This window comes from Pseudomonas sp. 05N432, assembly GCF_056396945.1.
Genome location: NZ_JBFTMM010000013.1, coordinates 54071 through 70928, shown reverse-complemented (window position 1 = coordinate 70928; position 16858 = coordinate 54071). Strand labels below are relative to the sequence as shown.

At 58.8% G+C, this 16858-nt stretch carries 13 protein-coding genes; 11 read left to right on the top strand and 2 right to left on the bottom strand.

The genetic code is table 11. The annotated features are described in order from the left end of the window. Window positions 1-21 precede the first annotated feature (21 nt). On the top strand, window positions 22-1668 hold the full coding sequence (gene pgm, locus AC1DHT_RS15380) for a phosphoglucomutase (alpha-D-glucose-1,6-bisphosphate-dependent) (RefSeq protein ID WP_427540909.1): 1647 nt from the start codon (window positions 22-24) through the stop codon (window positions 1666-1668). Window positions 1669-2002: 334 nt separating this feature from the next. Here the strand turns inward: pgm and AC1DHT_RS15375 are convergent, their stop codons facing one another. After that, window positions 2003-2698: a pirin family protein gene (locus tag AC1DHT_RS15375; protein WP_427540912.1), complete on the bottom strand. Its 696-nt coding sequence runs from the start codon at window positions 2696-2698 to the stop codon at window positions 2003-2005. A 276-nt stretch (window positions 2699-2974) separates the two neighbouring features. Between AC1DHT_RS15375 and AC1DHT_RS15370 the strand changes: the two genes are divergently transcribed. Next, window positions 2975-5449, top strand: coding sequence for a UvrD-helicase domain-containing protein (locus AC1DHT_RS15370; RefSeq protein ID WP_427540915.1), 2475 nt, complete (start codon window positions 2975-2977; stop codon window positions 5447-5449). An 80-nt stretch (window positions 5450-5529) separates the two neighbouring features. On the opposite strand, the gene AC1DHT_RS15365 is transcribed toward AC1DHT_RS15370, so the two are convergent. After that, on the bottom strand, window positions 5530-5805 hold the full coding sequence (locus AC1DHT_RS15365; protein WP_019690213.1) for a DUF1652 domain-containing protein: 276 nt from the start codon (window positions 5803-5805) through the stop codon (window positions 5530-5532). A gap of 274 nt (window positions 5806-6079) precedes the next feature. On the opposite strand from AC1DHT_RS15365, the gene AC1DHT_RS15360 reads away from it, so the two are divergent. The 9 genes from AC1DHT_RS15360 (at window position 6080) to AC1DHT_RS15320 (ending at window position 16858) form a co-directional block, all read left to right on the top strand. Beyond that, on the top strand, window positions 6080-6895 hold the full coding sequence (locus AC1DHT_RS15360) for an AraC family transcriptional regulator (protein WP_427540918.1): 816 nt from the start codon (window positions 6080-6082) through the stop codon (window positions 6893-6895). Between the two features lie 50 nt (window positions 6896-6945). Next, window positions 6946-8352 carry an NAD(P)/FAD-dependent oxidoreductase gene (locus tag AC1DHT_RS15355; RefSeq protein ID WP_442114788.1) on the top strand — a complete coding sequence of 469 codons (1407 nt, stop codon included), beginning with the start codon at window positions 6946-6948 and terminating at the stop codon, window positions 8350-8352. An 81-nt stretch (window positions 8353-8433) separates the two neighbouring features. Further along, window positions 8434-9528: a polyamine ABC transporter substrate-binding protein gene (locus tag AC1DHT_RS15350; protein ID WP_427540923.1), complete on the top strand. Its 1095-nt coding sequence runs from the start codon at window positions 8434-8436 to the stop codon at window positions 9526-9528. Window positions 9529-9618: 90 nt separating this feature from the next. After that, window positions 9619-10077 carry an REP-associated tyrosine transposase gene (locus AC1DHT_RS15345; RefSeq protein WP_427540926.1) on the top strand — a complete coding sequence of 153 codons (459 nt, stop codon included), beginning with the start codon at window positions 9619-9621 and terminating at the stop codon, window positions 10075-10077. A 776-nt stretch (window positions 10078-10853) separates the two neighbouring features. Further along, window positions 10854-11189 carry a hypothetical protein gene (locus tag AC1DHT_RS15340; protein ID WP_442114787.1) on the top strand — a complete coding sequence of 112 codons (336 nt, stop codon included), beginning with the start codon at window positions 10854-10856 and terminating at the stop codon, window positions 11187-11189. A 410-nt stretch (window positions 11190-11599) separates the two neighbouring features. Continuing rightward, window positions 11600-13024 carry a serralysin family metalloprotease gene (locus AC1DHT_RS15335; protein WP_427540931.1) on the top strand — a complete coding sequence of 475 codons (1425 nt, stop codon included), beginning with the start codon at window positions 11600-11602 and terminating at the stop codon, window positions 13022-13024. A gap of 103 nt (window positions 13025-13127) precedes the next feature. Further along, window positions 13128-13514: an AprI/Inh family metalloprotease inhibitor gene (locus AC1DHT_RS15330; RefSeq protein ID WP_427540934.1), complete on the top strand. Its 387-nt coding sequence runs from the start codon at window positions 13128-13130 to the stop codon at window positions 13512-13514. A gap of 219 nt (window positions 13515-13733) precedes the next feature. Next, a complete protein-coding gene (locus AC1DHT_RS15325; RefSeq protein ID WP_427540937.1) occupies window positions 13734-15527 on the top strand; it encodes a type I secretion system permease/ATPase in 1794 nt (597 codons plus the stop codon). Window positions 15528-15541: 14 nt separating this feature from the next. Then, entirely contained in the window at window positions 15542-16858 is a 1317-nt protein-coding gene (locus AC1DHT_RS15320; RefSeq protein WP_427540940.1) for an HlyD family type I secretion periplasmic adaptor subunit, read from the top strand.

Genomic DNA, 16858 nt, shown 5'->3' with positions numbered 1-16858 from the left:
ACTCTTTTTCAGAGGTTTTGCATGACACTCAGTCCTTTTGCGGGCAAACCGGCACCCGTAGAGTTGTTGGTCGACATCCCGCGACTGGTAACGGCCTATTACACCGGCCAGCCCGATGCCTCTGTTTCGACCCAGCGCGTTGCGTTTGGTACTTCAGGCCATCGTGGCAGCTCGTTCGAGCTGAGTTTCAACGAATGGCACGTTCTGGCCATCAGCCAGGCCATCTGTCTGTATCGCGAAGCCCAGGGCATCGACGGCCCTTTGTTTGTCGGCATCGACACCCACGCGCTATCGACGCCAGCCGGCGCCAGTGCGCTGGAAGTCCTCGCCGCCAATGGCGTGACTGTGATGATTGCCGAAGGCGACGAGTACACGCCGACGCCAGCTATTTCCCACGCCATTCTTTGCTACAACCGCGGCCGTACGTCGGGGCTGGCAGACGGCATCGTCATCACGCCGTCCCATAACCCGCCGCAAAGCGGCGGTTACAAGTACAACCCCACCAACGGTGGTCCGGCCGATACCCACATCACCAAGTGGATCGAGGCCAAGGCCAACGAGTTGCTGGCCAACAAGCTTGCGGGTGTCAAACGCATCAGCTACGAGCAGGCACTCAAGGCCGACACCACCCATCGTCACGATTACCTCAATACCTACGTCGCCGATCTGGTCAACGTGATCGACTTCGACGCCATCCGTGGCGCCAACCTGCGCCTGGGCGTGGACCCGCTGGGCGGAGCAGGGGTGCGCTACTGGTCGGCGATTGCCGAGCATTACCGCCTGAACCTTGAGGTGGTGAATACCCAGGTCGATCCAACGTTCCGTTTCATGTCCGTCGATTGGGACGGTCAGATTCGCATGGACCCATCGTCGAGCTATGCCATGCAAGGCCTGATCGGTCTGAAAGAGCGTTTCGACGTGGCGTTCGCCTGCGATCCGGACCACGATCGTCATGGCATCGTCACCCCGTCCGGCGGCTTGCTGGCGCCGAACAACTACCTGGCCGTATCCATCGACTATCTGTTCCAGAACCGCCCGCAATGGCGCGCCGATGCGGCGGTGGGTAAAACCGTGGTCAGCAGTGGCTTGATCGACCGCGTTGCCAAGCGCCTGAATCGTCGCCTGTACGAAGTGCCGGTCGGTTTCAAATGGTTTGCCGATGGCCTGTTCGACGGCTCGCTGGGTTTTGGTGGTGAAGAAAGTGCCGGTGCCTCGTTCTTGCGTAAGGATGGCGGCGTCTGGAGCACTGACAAGGACGGCCTGATTCCAGCCTTGCTGGCGGCTGAAATGACTGCTCGCACAGGACGCGATCCAAGCCAGGCTTATCGCGCACTGACCGATGAACTGGGTGAGCCGTTCTCGGTACGTGTCGATGCCAAGGCCAACCCTGAGCAAAAAGCCTTGCTCGGCAAGCTGTCACCAGACCAGGTCAAATCGACACAACTGGCTGGCGAAGCGATCCAGAGCATTCTCAGCAAGGCGCCGGGTAACGACCAGGCGATCGGCGGGCTGAAAGTCATGACCGAAAATGGCTGGTTCGCGGCCCGTCCTTCGGGCACCGAGGACATCTACAAGATCTACGCTGAAAGCTTCATTAGCGACGATCACCTCAAGCAATTGGTCAGCGAAGCCCAGACACTGGTGGACAGCGCCATCAGCACCAAATAATCGAGGACCCCATCACTGCATAGGAATCTACACAACTTAGAAATACGCTGAAGGACTACCTCCGTAGCAGCTGTCGAGCGTGCGAGGCTGCGTTCGGCTGCGAAGCAGTCGTAAAATCAGCCAACACGATCCTTCAGGCGAATCGCGTACGCAGGATTTGCGAGGACTTCGTCCTCGAACGCCGCCTCGCAGGCTCGGCAGCTGCTACGAGAGCTGGAGCAGCAAGATGTGTAGAAACTTATGCCAGCGATGACGGCAGTGCAGCCAATATCGATTGCAAACAAAAAGGGGTGACCTAAACGGTCACCCCTTTTTGCATCTGGCCTTCAGCGTATCAAGCCAGGTCCACCAACACGATTTCACTGTCCTCGATGGCGGTCACCCGCAGCACCTGTTCCTGCGCAACCGCTACACCGTCTCGAGCTTGTGCACGCAAGCCATTGACTTCAATGACTCCGGTGGCAGGCACCAGGTACGCCCGGCGACCGTTGTCCAGTTGATACTCGGCGGTTTCGCCAGCCTTCAGGTTTGCCGCCACCAACCGTGCATCGGCGCGGATCCGCAGGCTTTGGTCGTCGCCGGCCTTGCCACTGGCCAAGGTCACGAAACCTTCGCGATGACCTTTTGGAAACGGTTTGGCGCCCCAGGACGGTGCCAGCCCGGTTTCATTCGGGATGATCCAGATCTGGAAAATCTTCGTCGCCGTCGACTCCAGGTTGTACTCGCTGTGAGCAATCCCGGTGCCGGCGCTCATGACCTGTACATCACCGGCCTCGGTGCGGCCCTTGTTACCCAGGTTGTCTTCATGGCTGATCGCACCTTCGCGAACGTAGGTGATGATTTCCATGTCCCGATGCGGGTGTTTCGGGAATCCGGTACCCGGCTCAATCACATCGTCGTTCCACACCCGCAGGTTGCCCCAGTTCATGCGCTTGGGGTCGTAGTACTCGGCGAACGAAAAATGGTGATGGGCATCCAACCAGCCATGATGGGCGCCGCCCAGGGATTTGAAGGGTCTGAGTTCAAGCATGATCGTCTCCTGAAAAGGTTCGTCATGGGGCGGAACACTTGAGCCGCAAAACGAGAACCGGTGGTTGATGGCAAACATCATCTATCAGTCAACGATCGATAAAAAGCGTAAAAACTGCCTTAATCTGATCAGTTTATTAGATATAAATCGAAGGCTAAACTCTACGTCCCAGCATTCACTTCATCGCTTAAACCAATGATGGATAAGCATTTGACTAGAACTCGCCGGCAAATGAAGACACCATAGCCTGCAACAGCCTCACACCCTGGAGTCAGCGTGCCGCGTCACAATCCCGATCTTCCTTCCGAGCTTTTGCCCCTGGCCGAGATGCCGTTGCTCAAACGCCTGGCTGCGCGTTTTTTTGGCCACGGCCTCAACCGCCTGCGCGCGCAGCACCGGGCGTCCTGGCTGCATGGCCAGGCCGACGGCTTTCGCAGCGGTCATAGCGCCGGCGTCGACTACGGCTACAAGGAAGGCAAGCTGGACGGAATAGAGGAAGGCCGTCAGGTGCTGCTGATCCGCGACAGCCGATCCACCGAGCATCCGGCGCCGCGCATTGATGAAAACCTGTTCGACGACTGGCGGCTGCCGCTGAGTGCCGAGATCAAGAAGCGCATGAAGGCCGATGTCGCTCGCTTGTTGCCGGAGTCGGCACAGCCGAGCGCCGCACAGTGGAAGATGATCTTCAGCGACACCCCTTCGACCTCGGTGATCGCCGGGGCGGGCGCCGGCAAGTCGACAACCCTGGCGCTGCGCATTTTACTGCTGACCCATTACCTGGGGTTTGAACTCGACTCGTTGACCGTGGTGACCTTCACCCGCGAATCGCGCAAGGACTTCATCAACAAGCTGATCGGGCTGTTTGCCGTGTGGGGCCGAGCGCTCTCTCAGAAAGACGCCCGCGATCTGGTGCGAACTTTCCACTCACGCATTTTGCCGATGGTCCGCAGCCTGCCGGGATTCGAGCGGCTGCAGGCCTTCGAAAACCTCAGCGGCCGTTCGCTGTTCGATGACGCAGAGGTCGACAGCAACCCGTTCGATCTGCGGATCAACGACACCCAGCGCCAACAACTCAATGCCTGTTTTCACCGGCTGTTTACTCAAAGTGAACGCTTTCGCGAACTGATCACGCCGCTGTCCCGTCACGCCTTGCAGCTCAAGGAGCTGGAACGCGATCACCCGGATGTGCAAAAGCGTATGGCGGTGACCGAACTGGCGGCCAAGCGCGATGAAGAACTCTGCGATGTCGTCGAAGATCTGTGGATCCGCGCAGGCGCCTGGCCGATCAAGGGCATTGAGCCGAGCCGCCAGACATTCGAGATCAACGGTTCGACCTTCCATTGTCACGGTTACATCCCGACGCTCGACGCCTGGGTGGTTCTAGGCTTCGACCCTCGTGAAAACCCGCAAGTCAGCCGTCCCAACGCCAAACTGACGGTTCGCGCCGAATGGGCAGTCAAGCGCACCTTGTTTCAAGCTTTCTGTCGTAAGCCTTTGATTTGGCTAGATAGCTACGAGTCTTCAAAACGTGTTTTGGCCACGCTGGCCGGGGATGCCAGCGCCGGGCCCGGGTTCGATTACAAGGTCAAGGGCGAACTGGGTTCCGCGCCGCTGCTCGACTGTTTTGTCGCAGCGGCCAGTTTTATTGAAAACCTTGGGCTGGATGTTCCGGCTGCCGTGGGCCAGATGAGTTTCGCCAAGGACGATCCGGACCGTTTGTTCTTTGAAGCACTCAGCCTGTACTGGCGAGCCCTGGAGGATCACCTACTGGATCAGTCGCCGCCGGTGATGACCTACAACCGGATGTTCGCCTTGTTCAGTGAACATTCGCCAGAAAACCTCAAGCTGCTGAGCGATGAGTTGCTGCGACCGATGTCGCACTTGATGATCGACGAATTTCAGGACGTTTCCCCGCAAATCGTCTCCTGGATTCGTGCAACCCTGATGGAAATCCGCAGCCGTGGTCCGGCCATGCACGTCGGGCGTGGGGCGCAACGCTCCTCGCTGCTGTGTGTCGGCGATGACTGGCAGTCGATCTATGGCTGGCGCGGCAGTTCGCCGAAGTACTTCATGGAGTTCAACAAGGAATTTCCGTCACCCGCTACCACGCGGGTAATGCTCAGCGAAAACTACCGCAGCCATCAGCACATCATCGACGCTGCCGAGCATATCGTGCGCGCCGCACCGGCGATTCCCGGCAAAAAAGCCAAGGCCAGTGGCGAGCCGGGGGAACTGCTGCCGGTCAACGTCCATGATCGGGATGATTCGGCCATGGCCAAGCGTCTGATGGAACACTATCGAAACGGCGATTCAATCTTGATGCTTTATCGAAAAAGTAGCGATAAGTCATTGATTGAAGAGCATATTTCACCTGTAGTTAATGCTGATTCTAGCTTGCCATTCGAGGCGCGACGGCTCAAGCAGTTGACCTATCACAGTGCCAAGGGGCTTCAGGCCGATGCGGTATTCCTGCTCGGTGATTGCCAGCACCTGACCAGTTCACCGTACAAGAATCAGGTTTATCGCATGGCTGGGTTGGGCAAGGACGGCGACGCGGAGCCTTATGACAGTGCACAGAAAGACGAAATTCTGCGGTTGGCTTACGTCGGCATCACCCGGGCGGTGAAGCATTGCTATTGGTATGTCGATGGCCAGGACAATCAAGCGGTCAATATGCCCAAGGCATCCGACAGGATCGCGCAGGGCAAGCCTTTCTTCGCCGATCAGCGCGTTGGCAAGCAGTCAGCCTGAACAGGAGGGCGCGGGCATCCGGAATGCCTTCGAACGAAAAAAGCCCACGCTGCGTGGGCTTTGATATCAAGGGGTGCGGCTCAAGAAGCACTTTTCAGGGCAAGCGGAGGAGCAAAGGCTTCAAGCTCATCCTCTACGGCTTCGATTATTCGCTCGACATCGGCGGCGTTCATCACGGTAGCGCAGGGAATTCCGGCAATGGCGATCATGGTCTCGCCACTGGCACGATCAAACAACCGGGCAATCATGCTGTCCGGGGCATCCATGCTCGCCTCGAATCCCATGGGATGAAAATACCAGCGCATCAGCTGGCAGGCGTTTGGAAACGTAACCTTGCTCAACGACACTCTATTCATGTGTTGCCCGCCTTGTTCATCGAGCGCGTCCGTTAGCCCGTGTTTAGGAGGGATGAGCCCTCACTGGCCCAACCGTTTGAATTTTAAAAATAGCACTCGTTGGTGAAAGAACCGTGAAATCTTTAAGGCCGTTTGGCGATTGAAGTGCTGTCATTGATCTGGATCATGTTTTGTAGGGCATCGGGCGGAGCGCCGCTGTATCTGGTGGTTGAATTGAGCATTGAAGCCTTGGCCGAAGTTCGGCAAGCTCGGTTTTTCTGTCGTTGAGTGCCCTATGCCTGCTCAGGATGATGGCCCGCTGCAAACCCAGGCCACCGGCGAAACCGTGCTGCGTTATCACTTGTGCTGGAAGCACCGGGACCTGGACGGCGTCATGGCGCTGTATCACCCGGACATTCAGTACAATGACTTTTTCCAGAACCGCACGCTTGGCTTGAGTGAACTGCGCGAGTACGTACGCAGCAGCATGCCGCGTGACGCGGATGAAGCGCTGGAGCATTCGGACCGGATTCGCCTGGACGGCAACACTGCGTTCATTCAGTACCGCGTGACATTACGCGGCGGTGAAGGGCTGGTGTCGTTTCGATCCAGCGAGGCGATCACCGTGCGCGACGGGCTGATCTGGCGCGTCAATGAATACGCCTCCCTGGTCCACGAACAGGCGTCCGGCAAGTCGGCCGCCAGCTCGCGCCCGGCGGTCAGTCGACTGGGGCTTTCGCCGCGGCAACTGAGTTTCATGGCTGAGGACCTGCAACAGTACTTCGAGCGTCAGCAACCCTATCTCGACCCGGAACTCGATCTGCAACGGGTGGCGAAGGAGTGTGGTTACAGCCGCAATCAGATTTCCTATCTGCTCAACCAGGTGCTCGGCCAGAGCTTTTACCGTTACGTGAACCAGGCACGCCTGCGGCATTTGCTGGCAGCGCTGGACACAGCAACGCCGCCGCTGCGCATCGACGAACTGGCGTTCGCCGCCGGCTTCAATTCGCTCTCGGCGTTCTACAGCTGCTTTCGCCAGCACACCGGCCTGTCGCCCAAAGCCTATGCCAAGCAAATTTCCTTGCGTGCACGCGCGCAAGACAGCCACTGAACCGAGGCACTAGGATCGACGCCATCGAAGTTTGAGTGGCGGAGTCTTGCATGCCGGCGTGGCGCACTATCAGTTTGTGGATGGACCAGCTTGAAGAACCGCTACTGGCGCGGCCGTCACTTGAGCGGGACCTGGATGTCGATGTCGCAATCATCGGCGCCGGTTACACCGGTCTCTGGACCGCTTACTACCTCAAGCGTCAGGCGCCAGACCTGAAGATTGCCATCATTGAAGCCAGGACCGCCGGTTTCGGCGCATCGGGCCGCAATGGCGGTTGGCTGATGGGCAATTTGCTGGGCGAGGACCGTTTACTCGTCGGCTTGCCGGCTGAACAGCGCCGCGCGTCTTTTGATTTGCTGCACCGTATTCCCGATGAAGTGCAAGGTGTCCTCGAACGTGAAGGCATCGACTGCGATTTTCGCAAGGGCGGGGTGCTTTACTGCGCGGCCCGTTATCCCGAACAGGAAAGCAACCTGCGTCGCTATCTGGATTCGCTCTACCGTCAGGGCCTGAACGAAGCCGATTACCGCTGGCTCAACCCCGAGCAACTCGCTCAGCAGATCCGTGTCGCCAAGCCCTACGGCGGAGTGTATGCGCCACATTGCGCAACGATCCAGCCGGCGAAGCTGGTGCGTGGCCTGGCGCGGACGGTGGAGCGCATGGGCGTCAACATCTACGAAAACAGCCCGGCCAGTCAGTGGCAGCCCGGCCGTTTGTGCACCGCTAAAGCTACTGTGCGCAGTCGCTGGATCGTGCCAGCCGTGGAGGGCTACGCCGCGACATTGGCGCCATTGGGGCGTTATCAGTTACCGGTGCAGAGCTTGCTGGTGGCGACCGAACCTTTATCTGTCGCGACCTGGGACGAGATTGGCCTGGACCGTGGTCAGGCGTTCAGCGAAAGCAGCCGCCAGGTGACTTACGGTCAGCGCACCGCCGACAACCGGCTGGTGTTCGGTGCCCGTGGCGGCTATCAGTTTGCCGGCAAGCTACGCCACGACTTTGACCTGACCCGCAATGAAGTCGAGTTGCGCCGCTACCTGTTTGGCGAGCTTTTCCCGCAGTTGAAGAACGTCAACATCACCCATTCCTGGGGCGGCAACCTCGGCATGTCCCGACGCTTCAAGCCGCACATGCTCTGTGATCAGCGCAACGGTATCGCCTTGTCTGGCGGTTATGGCGGCGAGGGAGTCGGCGCAAGCCATCTCGGTGGCAGGACCCTGGCAGACCTGATCCTTGGACGCGACACCGAGCGAGTCCGCCAGCCGTGGGTCATCACGCAGGGCGGCCTCGACGCGCTCAAAGCCTGGGAACCGGAGCCGCTGCGCTGGCTGGGCTACAACGCGATCATTCGTAGTTTCATCCATGAAGACCAGACCCTGGCCGACCCGACCAGCGCGCCGTGGCGCCGCAAACTGGCCTCTCGGGTCGCGGGTTTCATGGAAGGTTTCATGCAGTAAACGCCGCACCCGCGTCTTGATTTCTTGATCCTCTGATCACCCGAAAACCTGCCAATAAAAACGCCATACAGGAATCGAATCATGATCCGTACGCCTTTTGCTTCTCTCATGCTGGCTCCGCTGATGCTCGTTGCGTCACTCAGTCAGGCTGCCGAAACCGTCAAGATCTACAACTGGTCGGACTACATCGCCCCGGACACGATGAAAAACTTCCAGGCGCAAAGCGGCATCGGTTTCAGCTATGACGTCTACGACAGCAATGAAACCCTCGACGGCAAGTTGATGACGGGCAAATCGGGCTATGACGTGGTGTTTCCGTCCAACCACTTCATGGCGCGGCAGATCGAGGGCAGGGCTCTGAAGAAGCTCGACAAGAGCCAGTTGCCAAACTGGAAAAACCTCAATCCGGTATTGCTCAAGGCCCTGCAAAACAACGATCCGGGTAACGAACATGGTTTTCCGTACCTGTGGGGCAGCACGGGTATTGGCTACAACATTGCCAAGGTCAAAGCGGTGCTTGGTGTCAACGCACCGGTGGATTCCTGGGACCTGATCTTCAAACCCGAGAACATGCAAAAGCTGCAGAAGTGCGGTGTGGCGATCCTCGATAACGGTCCGGAATTGCTGCCAGCCGCATTGAACTACCTGGGCCTGCCGCACCACAGCAAGAACCCGGCCGACTATAAGAAGGCCGAAGATCTGCTGATGAAGGTTCGGCCTTACGTCAGCTATTTCCATTCATCCAAATACACCAGCGACCTGGCCAACGGTGATATCTGCGTGGCGGTGGGCTTCTCCGGCGACATCCTGCAAGCCGAAAGCCGCGCCAAGGAAGCCAAAAATGGTGTGGACATCGGTTACTCGATTCCCAAGGAAGGCGCGGCCATCTGGTTCGACATGGTCGCCATGCCGGCCGACGCCCCGGATGAAAAGACCGGTTACGCCTTCATGAACTACCTGCTGCGCCCGGACGTCATGGCCGGCATCAGCAACTATGTGCACTACGCCAACGGCAACGAACAGGCCGACAGCCTGATCGATCCCGCCATCAAGAGCGACACCAAGGTGTATCCGAGCCCGGAAATGATGGGCAAGCTGTTTGCCCTTGAGGCCATGCCGCTGAGCATCGACCGGGTTCGTACACGGTTGTGGAACAAGATCCGGACCGGGAGTTGAGGGGTTACATCCGGTTGAGCTTTGCGCCAGCCTGAATGTCGTCAACGTTGTAAGTTCTGAGCCTCCTATGAATGGATGAAGGGGCAAGGAATGCCTGTTTCAACGAAGGCTGGGCGATTGCGCGAGGGGCGGGTGTCAGAGGTTGGGCGGATTTATTTGCTGACTACAGTCGTCTATCAGCGCCGTGCGGTTTTTGCGGATTGGCGCTTGGGGCGGTTGGTCGTGGAGCAACTTAAGCTTGTTCAGGAAGATGGCTGGGCAGACTTCTTGACCTGGGTCGTGATGCCAGATCATTTTCATTGTGTGCTTGAACTGCGAGAAAAGACGTTGGCGCAAGTGATGTGTCGTATCAAGTCGCGCAGTAGTTTGGCTGTGAATCAGGCATTGGGGCGTCAAGGGCGTTTCTGGCAGAAGGGGTATCACGATCGCGCTGTTCGCGCGGATGAAGACGTGAAAACCCTTGCACGATACGTTATTCAAAACCCGATTCGTGCCGGGTTGGTTCAACGGGTTCATGATTATCCGTTATGGGATGCGTGCTGGCTCTAATGCCGAGGCGCCTGGTTTACGACTGCTGCGCAGCCGAACGCGGCCTGCGGCCGCTGCTACAGGGTTGTGTGTGCAGCGTGGCTTTTGTAGCAGCTGGCGCAGCCGGCGTTCGAGTGCGAAGCGCTCGCCAATGCGGGCGACTCGGTGAGTCTGATGCACCGAAGCGTCTGGTTTTACGACTGCTGCGCAGCCGAACGCGGCCTGCGGCCGCTGCTACAGGGGTGTGCGCGCCGGGCTTTTGTAGCAGCTGGCGCAGCCGGCGTTCGAGTGCGAAGCGCTCGCCAATACGGGCGACTCGGTGAATCTGGCGCACCGCAGCGTCTGGTTTTACGACTGCTTCGCAGCCGAACGCGGCCTGCGGCCGCTGCTACAGGGTTGTGTGTGCAACGTGGCTTTTGTAGCAGCTGGCGCAGCCGGCGTTCGAGTGCGAAGCGCTCGCCAATGCGGGCGACTTGGTGAATCTGACGCACAGCAGCGTCTGGTTTTACGACTGCTGCGTAGCCGAACGCGGCCTGCGGCCGCTGCTACAGAGTTGTGAACACCGCAGCTTTTGTAGCAACTGGCGTAGCCGGCGTTCGAGTGCGAAGCGCTCGCCAATGCGGACGACTCGGTGAGTCTGATGCACCGAAGCGTCTGGTTTTACGACTGCTTCGCAGCCGAACGCGGCCTGCGGCCGCTGCTACAGGGGTATGTGCGCACCGCAGCTTTTGTAGCAGCTGGCGCAGCCGGCGTTCGAGTGCGAAGCGCTCGCCAATGCGGGCGGCTTGGTGAATCTGATGCACCGAAGCGTCTGGTTTTACGACTGCTTCGCAGCCGAACGCGGCCTGCGGCCGCTGCTACAGGGTTGTGTGTGCAACGTGGCTTTTGTAGCAGTTGGCGAAGCCGGCGTTCGAGTCGGTCCGCGTTCGGGCGAAGCGCTCGCCAATGCGGGCGGCTTGGTGAGTCTGATGCACCGCAGCGTCCGGTTTTACGACTGCTGCGCAGCCGAACGCGGCCTGCGGCCGCTGCTACAGGGGTATGTGCGCACCGCAGCTTTTGTAGCAGCTGGCGTAGCCGGCGTTCGAGTCGGTCCGCGTTCGGGCGAAGCGCTCGCCAATACGGCGACTCGGTGAATCTGACGCACCGCAGGGCATGGTTTTACGACTGCTTCGTAAACCCGGCAGTTGATGCACTTGAATCCGAACATTTACTGCGCGCGTTGAGTGTAAGTGGGTGGAGAAAAGCCACATAAAACTGCGGCGTAGTAATCAAATACAACTGTACTGTTATTTAATATTTAAATAAAAGATTGTCCGACAATCCTGTTTTGAGATTGAACTACAAAGATTATTTCGACTCTCCGGTCATTGTTTTCGGGAGTTTTGTGGAACAGTTCAATTTGACGTCAAAAAAGTAGTAGACGTTTGATTTCGAAATGTGTCAGCTTTCTTACGCCTTCATTGGGCGAGTGATAGGACGATCTCGCCAGAGATTGTCGCTGTCTGACAAAAACTGTTCCATTGCTAAACAAGGAAGTGTGTTTATGTCGAAAGTAAAAGTGAACGCTATTGACTCACTGGCCGCCACAAGTAGCGCCTGGTCGCAGATCGATAGTTTCAGCCATCAATATGACCGTGGCGGCAATCTTACGGTCAATGGCAAACCCTCCTACTCGGTAGATCAAGCCGCGACGCAACTGCTGCGTGATGGTGCCTCCTGGCACGATCTCAACGGCAGCGGCAAGATCGAACTCACCTACACGTTTCTGACCGCACCGACGTCAAACTTCAGCGGTCTGGGCGTTACCGGCTTTAGCCAGTTCAGCTCCTTGCAGAAGGCTCAGGCCGTACTCGCCATGCAATCCTGGGGCGACGTGGCCAATGTCACCTTCACTGAAGCCGCCAAGGGTGGCGATGGTCACATGACCTTTGGCAACTACAGTGGCGGCCAGGAAGGTGCAGCAGCGTTCGCCTTCCTGCCGGGTACCGAGCCTGGCTATGACGGCCAATCGTGGTACCTGACCGGCAGTGGCTACAACGTCAACAAAACCCCGGGCGTGAACAACTACGGTCGTCAGACCCTGACTCACGAAATCGGGCACACCCTTGGTCTGTCTCACCCAGGCGACTACAACGCCGGCGAAGGCAACCCGACCTACAACGACGCGTCCTATGGCCAGGACACGCGCGGCTACAGCCTCATGAGTTACTGGAGTGAAAGCAACACCAACCAGAACTTCAGCAAGGGCGGTGTCGAGGCTTATTCGTCCGGTCCGTTGATGGACGATATTGCTGCGGTGCAGAAGCTCTACGGCGCCAACATGAGCACCCGTACCGGTGACACCACCTACGGCTTCAACTCCAACGCCGGCCGCGATTTCTACAGCGCGACCTCGTCGTCGGACAAAGTCGTGTTCTCGGTGTGGGACGCGGGCGGCAAGGATACCCTGGATTTCTCCGGCTTCACCCAAAACCAGAAGATCAACCTCAATGAGGCCTCGTTCTCCGATGTTGGCGGCATGGTAGGTAACGTTTCCATTGCCAAGGGTGTGACCATCGAGAACGCCATCGGCGGTTCGGGCAACGACTTGCTGATCGGTAACAGCGTGGCCAACGAGCTCAAGGGCGGTGCCGGTAACGACATCATCTACGGCGCGGGTGGCGCGGACAAACTCTGGGGTGGCAGCGGTTCCGACACCTTCGTGTTTGCTGCAAGCTCCGACTCCAAGCCGGGTGCGGCCGATCAGATCCTGGATTTCACCAGTGGTCTGGACAAAATCGACCTGAGTGCCATTACCAACGGCGCAGGCCTGCACTTCGTGAATTCGTTCACCGGTGCAGCGGGCGACGCGGTATTGAGCTCGATCTCCGGTGGCAGCAGCCTTGCCATCGACTTCTCCGGGCATGGCGTGGCTGATTTCCTGGTCGCCACCATTGGCCAGGCAGCTACCACGGACATCGTGGCCTGAGTCGATGACTATGGGGGCAGCGCATCTGCGCTGCCCTTTGTCCTTGCCAGCACCGCTGCGGTAGGCGAGGCTGCATAGGCTACAACCTGGAACGAAGCACCTTATGACCCATAACGCCTTTACCTACAGGGCAATGGCCTGGCTGATCGCCACGCTGATGATGTTTTCTGGAGATGTAGTCATGGCAAGCAGCCTGAGATTAGCGGACCCGTCGGAACTGGCCGGGCAATGGCAGGTTTACCTGACGGCACAGCCGCAGAACACCTGTTCACTGGAACTTGTGCAAAATCAAACATTGGCGGGCGATATTCAATGCCTCGCCGGTTGGCTGAGTGAAACACCCGTTGGTTGGTTCCCGGAACCCGACGGTATATCGCTGACCGGTAAAGAAGGTTCAAGAATTATTCATCTTGGCCGACAGCAGGAGGGGCGCTACGAAAGTACCAAACACTCTGATCCGCAGATTGTCCTGCAACGCGCTCCAAACTAAGAGCATCAGGGTAAGTCGAGTCTTTTCCAATAATGGAAATAACGACTCCCTCACAGTTTTTTTGCTGGCCGGTAAATAACCTGAACTCTATATCGTCATGACATAGAGTTCGTTCGCCTGTCAGTTGCACTATTAAAAGCATGCCCCCGCCAGAGTGGGGTGGCAGTTTATTGGAACCGTGTCGAACTACCGCGCGGGCTATCAGCTCAGGGAAGATCAATGAGAATGGCGAAGACCACTCCCACTGCACCGCTATTGAAGGCGCTGGGCGACTATAAAAGTATTCTGATCAGCGTCGGTTGTTTCACCGCATTGATTAACGTACTGATGTTAGTGCCGTCGATTTACATGCTCCAGGTCTATGACCGGGTACTCTCCTCGCAGAATGAAACCACGCTGGTCATGCTGTCGCTGATGGTGGTGGGCTTTTTCGCGTTTATCGGTTTGCTGGAGACCGTGCGCAGCTTCATCGTGATTCGCATCGGCAGCCAACTGGAGCGACATTTCAATCTGCGGGTCTATCAGGCCGCGTTCGAGCGCAATCTGTTCAAGGGTGAGGGCAACGCCGGCCAATCGTTGGGCGATCTGACCCACATTCGCCAGTTCGTCACGGGACCTGCGCTGTTCGCGTTCTTCGATGCACCGTGGTTTCCGGTCTACCTGTTCGTGATCTATCTGTTCAACGTCTGGCTTGGGGTGTTCGCTACCGTCGGCGCGGTGCTGTTGATCGGTCTGGCGTTCCTCAACGAGGCGATCACCAAAAAGCCCTTGGGTGAAGCCAGCGGTTATTCGCAACGGTCCACGCAACTGGCCACCAGTCATTTGCACAACGCCGAGACCATCCAGGCGATGGGCATGCTCGGGGCGTTGCGCAAACGCTGGTTCCAGGTGCATTCACGTTTTCTCGGCTTGCAGAACCAGGCCAGCGATACCGGTGCGGTCATCAGTTCCTTGAGCAAGACCCTGCGTCTGTGCCTGCAATCACTGGTGCTGGGGTTGGGCGCCTTGCTGGTGATCAAGGGCGAGATGACCGCCGGGATGATGATCGCCGGTTCCATCCTGATGGGCCGGGTGCTGAGTCCGATCGATCAGTTGATTGCTGTCTGGAAGCAATGGAGCGGGGCGAAGCTGGCCTACCGGCGGCTGGACGCTTTGCTGCAAGAGTTCCCACCCAATGAAGACGCCATGGAGTTGCCCGCGCCCAAGGGCCAGGTGACCTTCGAACAGGTCAGCGCCGGCCCGCCGGGCAAGCGCGCGGCGACCTTGCACATGGTGAATTTCAACCTTGGGGCCGGCGAGGTGCTGGGTGTGCTTGGTGCGTCCGGCTCCGGCAAGTCGACCCTGGCGCGAGTGCTGGTGGGCGTCTGGCCAACCCTTGCCGGGACCGTGCGGCTGGATGGTGCGGACATCCATCGCTGGAACCGCGACGACCTCGGTCCCTACATCGGCTATCTGCCACAGGACATCGAACTGTTCAGCGGCAGCGTCGCCGAGAACATTGCGCGCTTTCGCCAAGCCGACCCGCAGAAGGTGGTCGAGGCCGCGCAGCAGGCTGGTGTGCACGAGATGATCCTGCGCCTGCCGCAGGGCTACGACACCGTGCTGGGCGAGGATGGCAGCGGTTTGTCTGGCGGTCAGAAACAGCGCGTGGCCCTGGCTCGAGCCCTGTATGGCAAGCCGAGCCTGGTGGTGCTCGATGAGCCGAACTCGAACCTCGACACCGTTGGCGAGGCCGCATTGGCCAGTGCCATCGCGCAGATGAAAGCCCAGGGCACCAGCGTGATTCTGGTGACCCACCGTTCCTCGGCGCTGGCCCAGGCCGACAAGTTGCTGGTGCTTAACGAAGGTCGCCTGCAAGCCTTCGGGCCGAGTCAGGAAGTGCTCAAGGCGCTGTCTGGCGCACAGCAGTCTGGCGCACAACAGGAACAGCCACGGGAAAAAACCGCCGCAGCACCGGCCGGGCTCAGCATGAGCCGCCAGTATCAGGCCCCGACCAAGAGCAGTGGTGTATGAGCAAGGACAGCGGCATGACAATCGAACAAGGTTACGCACCCGAGCGCCCTGAGCGCGACGCCGGTTATTTTGCCCGCCTGGGCTGGATGCTCGCCGTGGTCGGCGCCGGCAGCTTTTTTCTCTGGGCCAGCCTGGCGCCTCTCGATCAGGGGATCCCGGTGCAGGGCACAGTGGTGGTGTCCGGTAAGCGCAAGGCCGTGCAATCGATGAGTGGCGGGGTGCTCAGCCGGATTCTGGTGCGTGAAGGCGAGGCGGTGAAGCAAGGCCAGCCATTGTTTCGCCTCGACCAGACGCAGGTCGAAGCCGATGTGCAATCCCTGCAAGCCCAGTACCGCATGGCCTGGGCCAGCCTGGCGCGTTGGCAAAGCGAGCGTGACAATCTCAAGCAGGTGAGTTTCCCGGCCGAGCTGAGCAACGACCCCGACCCGCGTCTGGCGTTGGTGCTGGAAGGTCAGCGGCAACTGTTCAGCAGCCGCCGCGAAGCGTTTGATCGTGAGCAGGCCGGGATGCGCGCCAACATCGAAGGTGCCAACGCACAACTGGCCGGGATGCGTCGGGCGCGCACTGACCTGACCGCGCAGGCCGAATCCCTGCGCCAGCAACTGACCAACCTGCAACCCTTGGCGGACAACGGCTACATCCCGCGCAACCGGCTGATGGAGTTCCAGCGTCAGCTCTCGCAAGTCCAACAACAGCTGGCGCAGAACAGCGGCGAAAGCGGGCGAGTGGAGCAGGGCATTCTTGAAACGCGCTTGAAGCTGCAACAGCACAGCGAGGAATACCAGAAAGAGGTACGCAGCCAGTTGGCAGACGCGCAGCTCAAGAGCCTGACCCTGGAGCAGCAACTGACCTCGGCCGGTTTTAATCTGCAACAGAGTGAAATCGTCGCGCCAGCCGACGGCATCGCCGTCAACCTCGGTGTGCACACCGAAGGCGCGGTGATTCGCCCGGGCGAAACCTTGCTGGAAATCGTGCCCCAAGGTACGCGTCTGGAGGTCGAGGGTCACTTGCCGGTGAATCTGATCGATAAGGTTGGTAGCCACTTGCCGGTGGACATCCTGTTCACTGCCTTCAACCAGAGCAAGACACCGCGGGTGCCGGGCGAAGTCAGCCTGATTTCCGCCGACCAGATGGTCGACGAGAAAACCGGCGTGCCGTACTACGTACTGCGCAGCAGCGTCAGCGATGTCGCCATGGAAAAACTCAACGGTCTGGTGATCAAGCCGGGCATGCCGGCCGAGATGTTCGTGCGCACCGGCGAACGCTCACTCCTCAACTATCTGTTCAAACCTCTGCTCGACCGGGCAGGCTCCGCATTGACCGAGGAATAA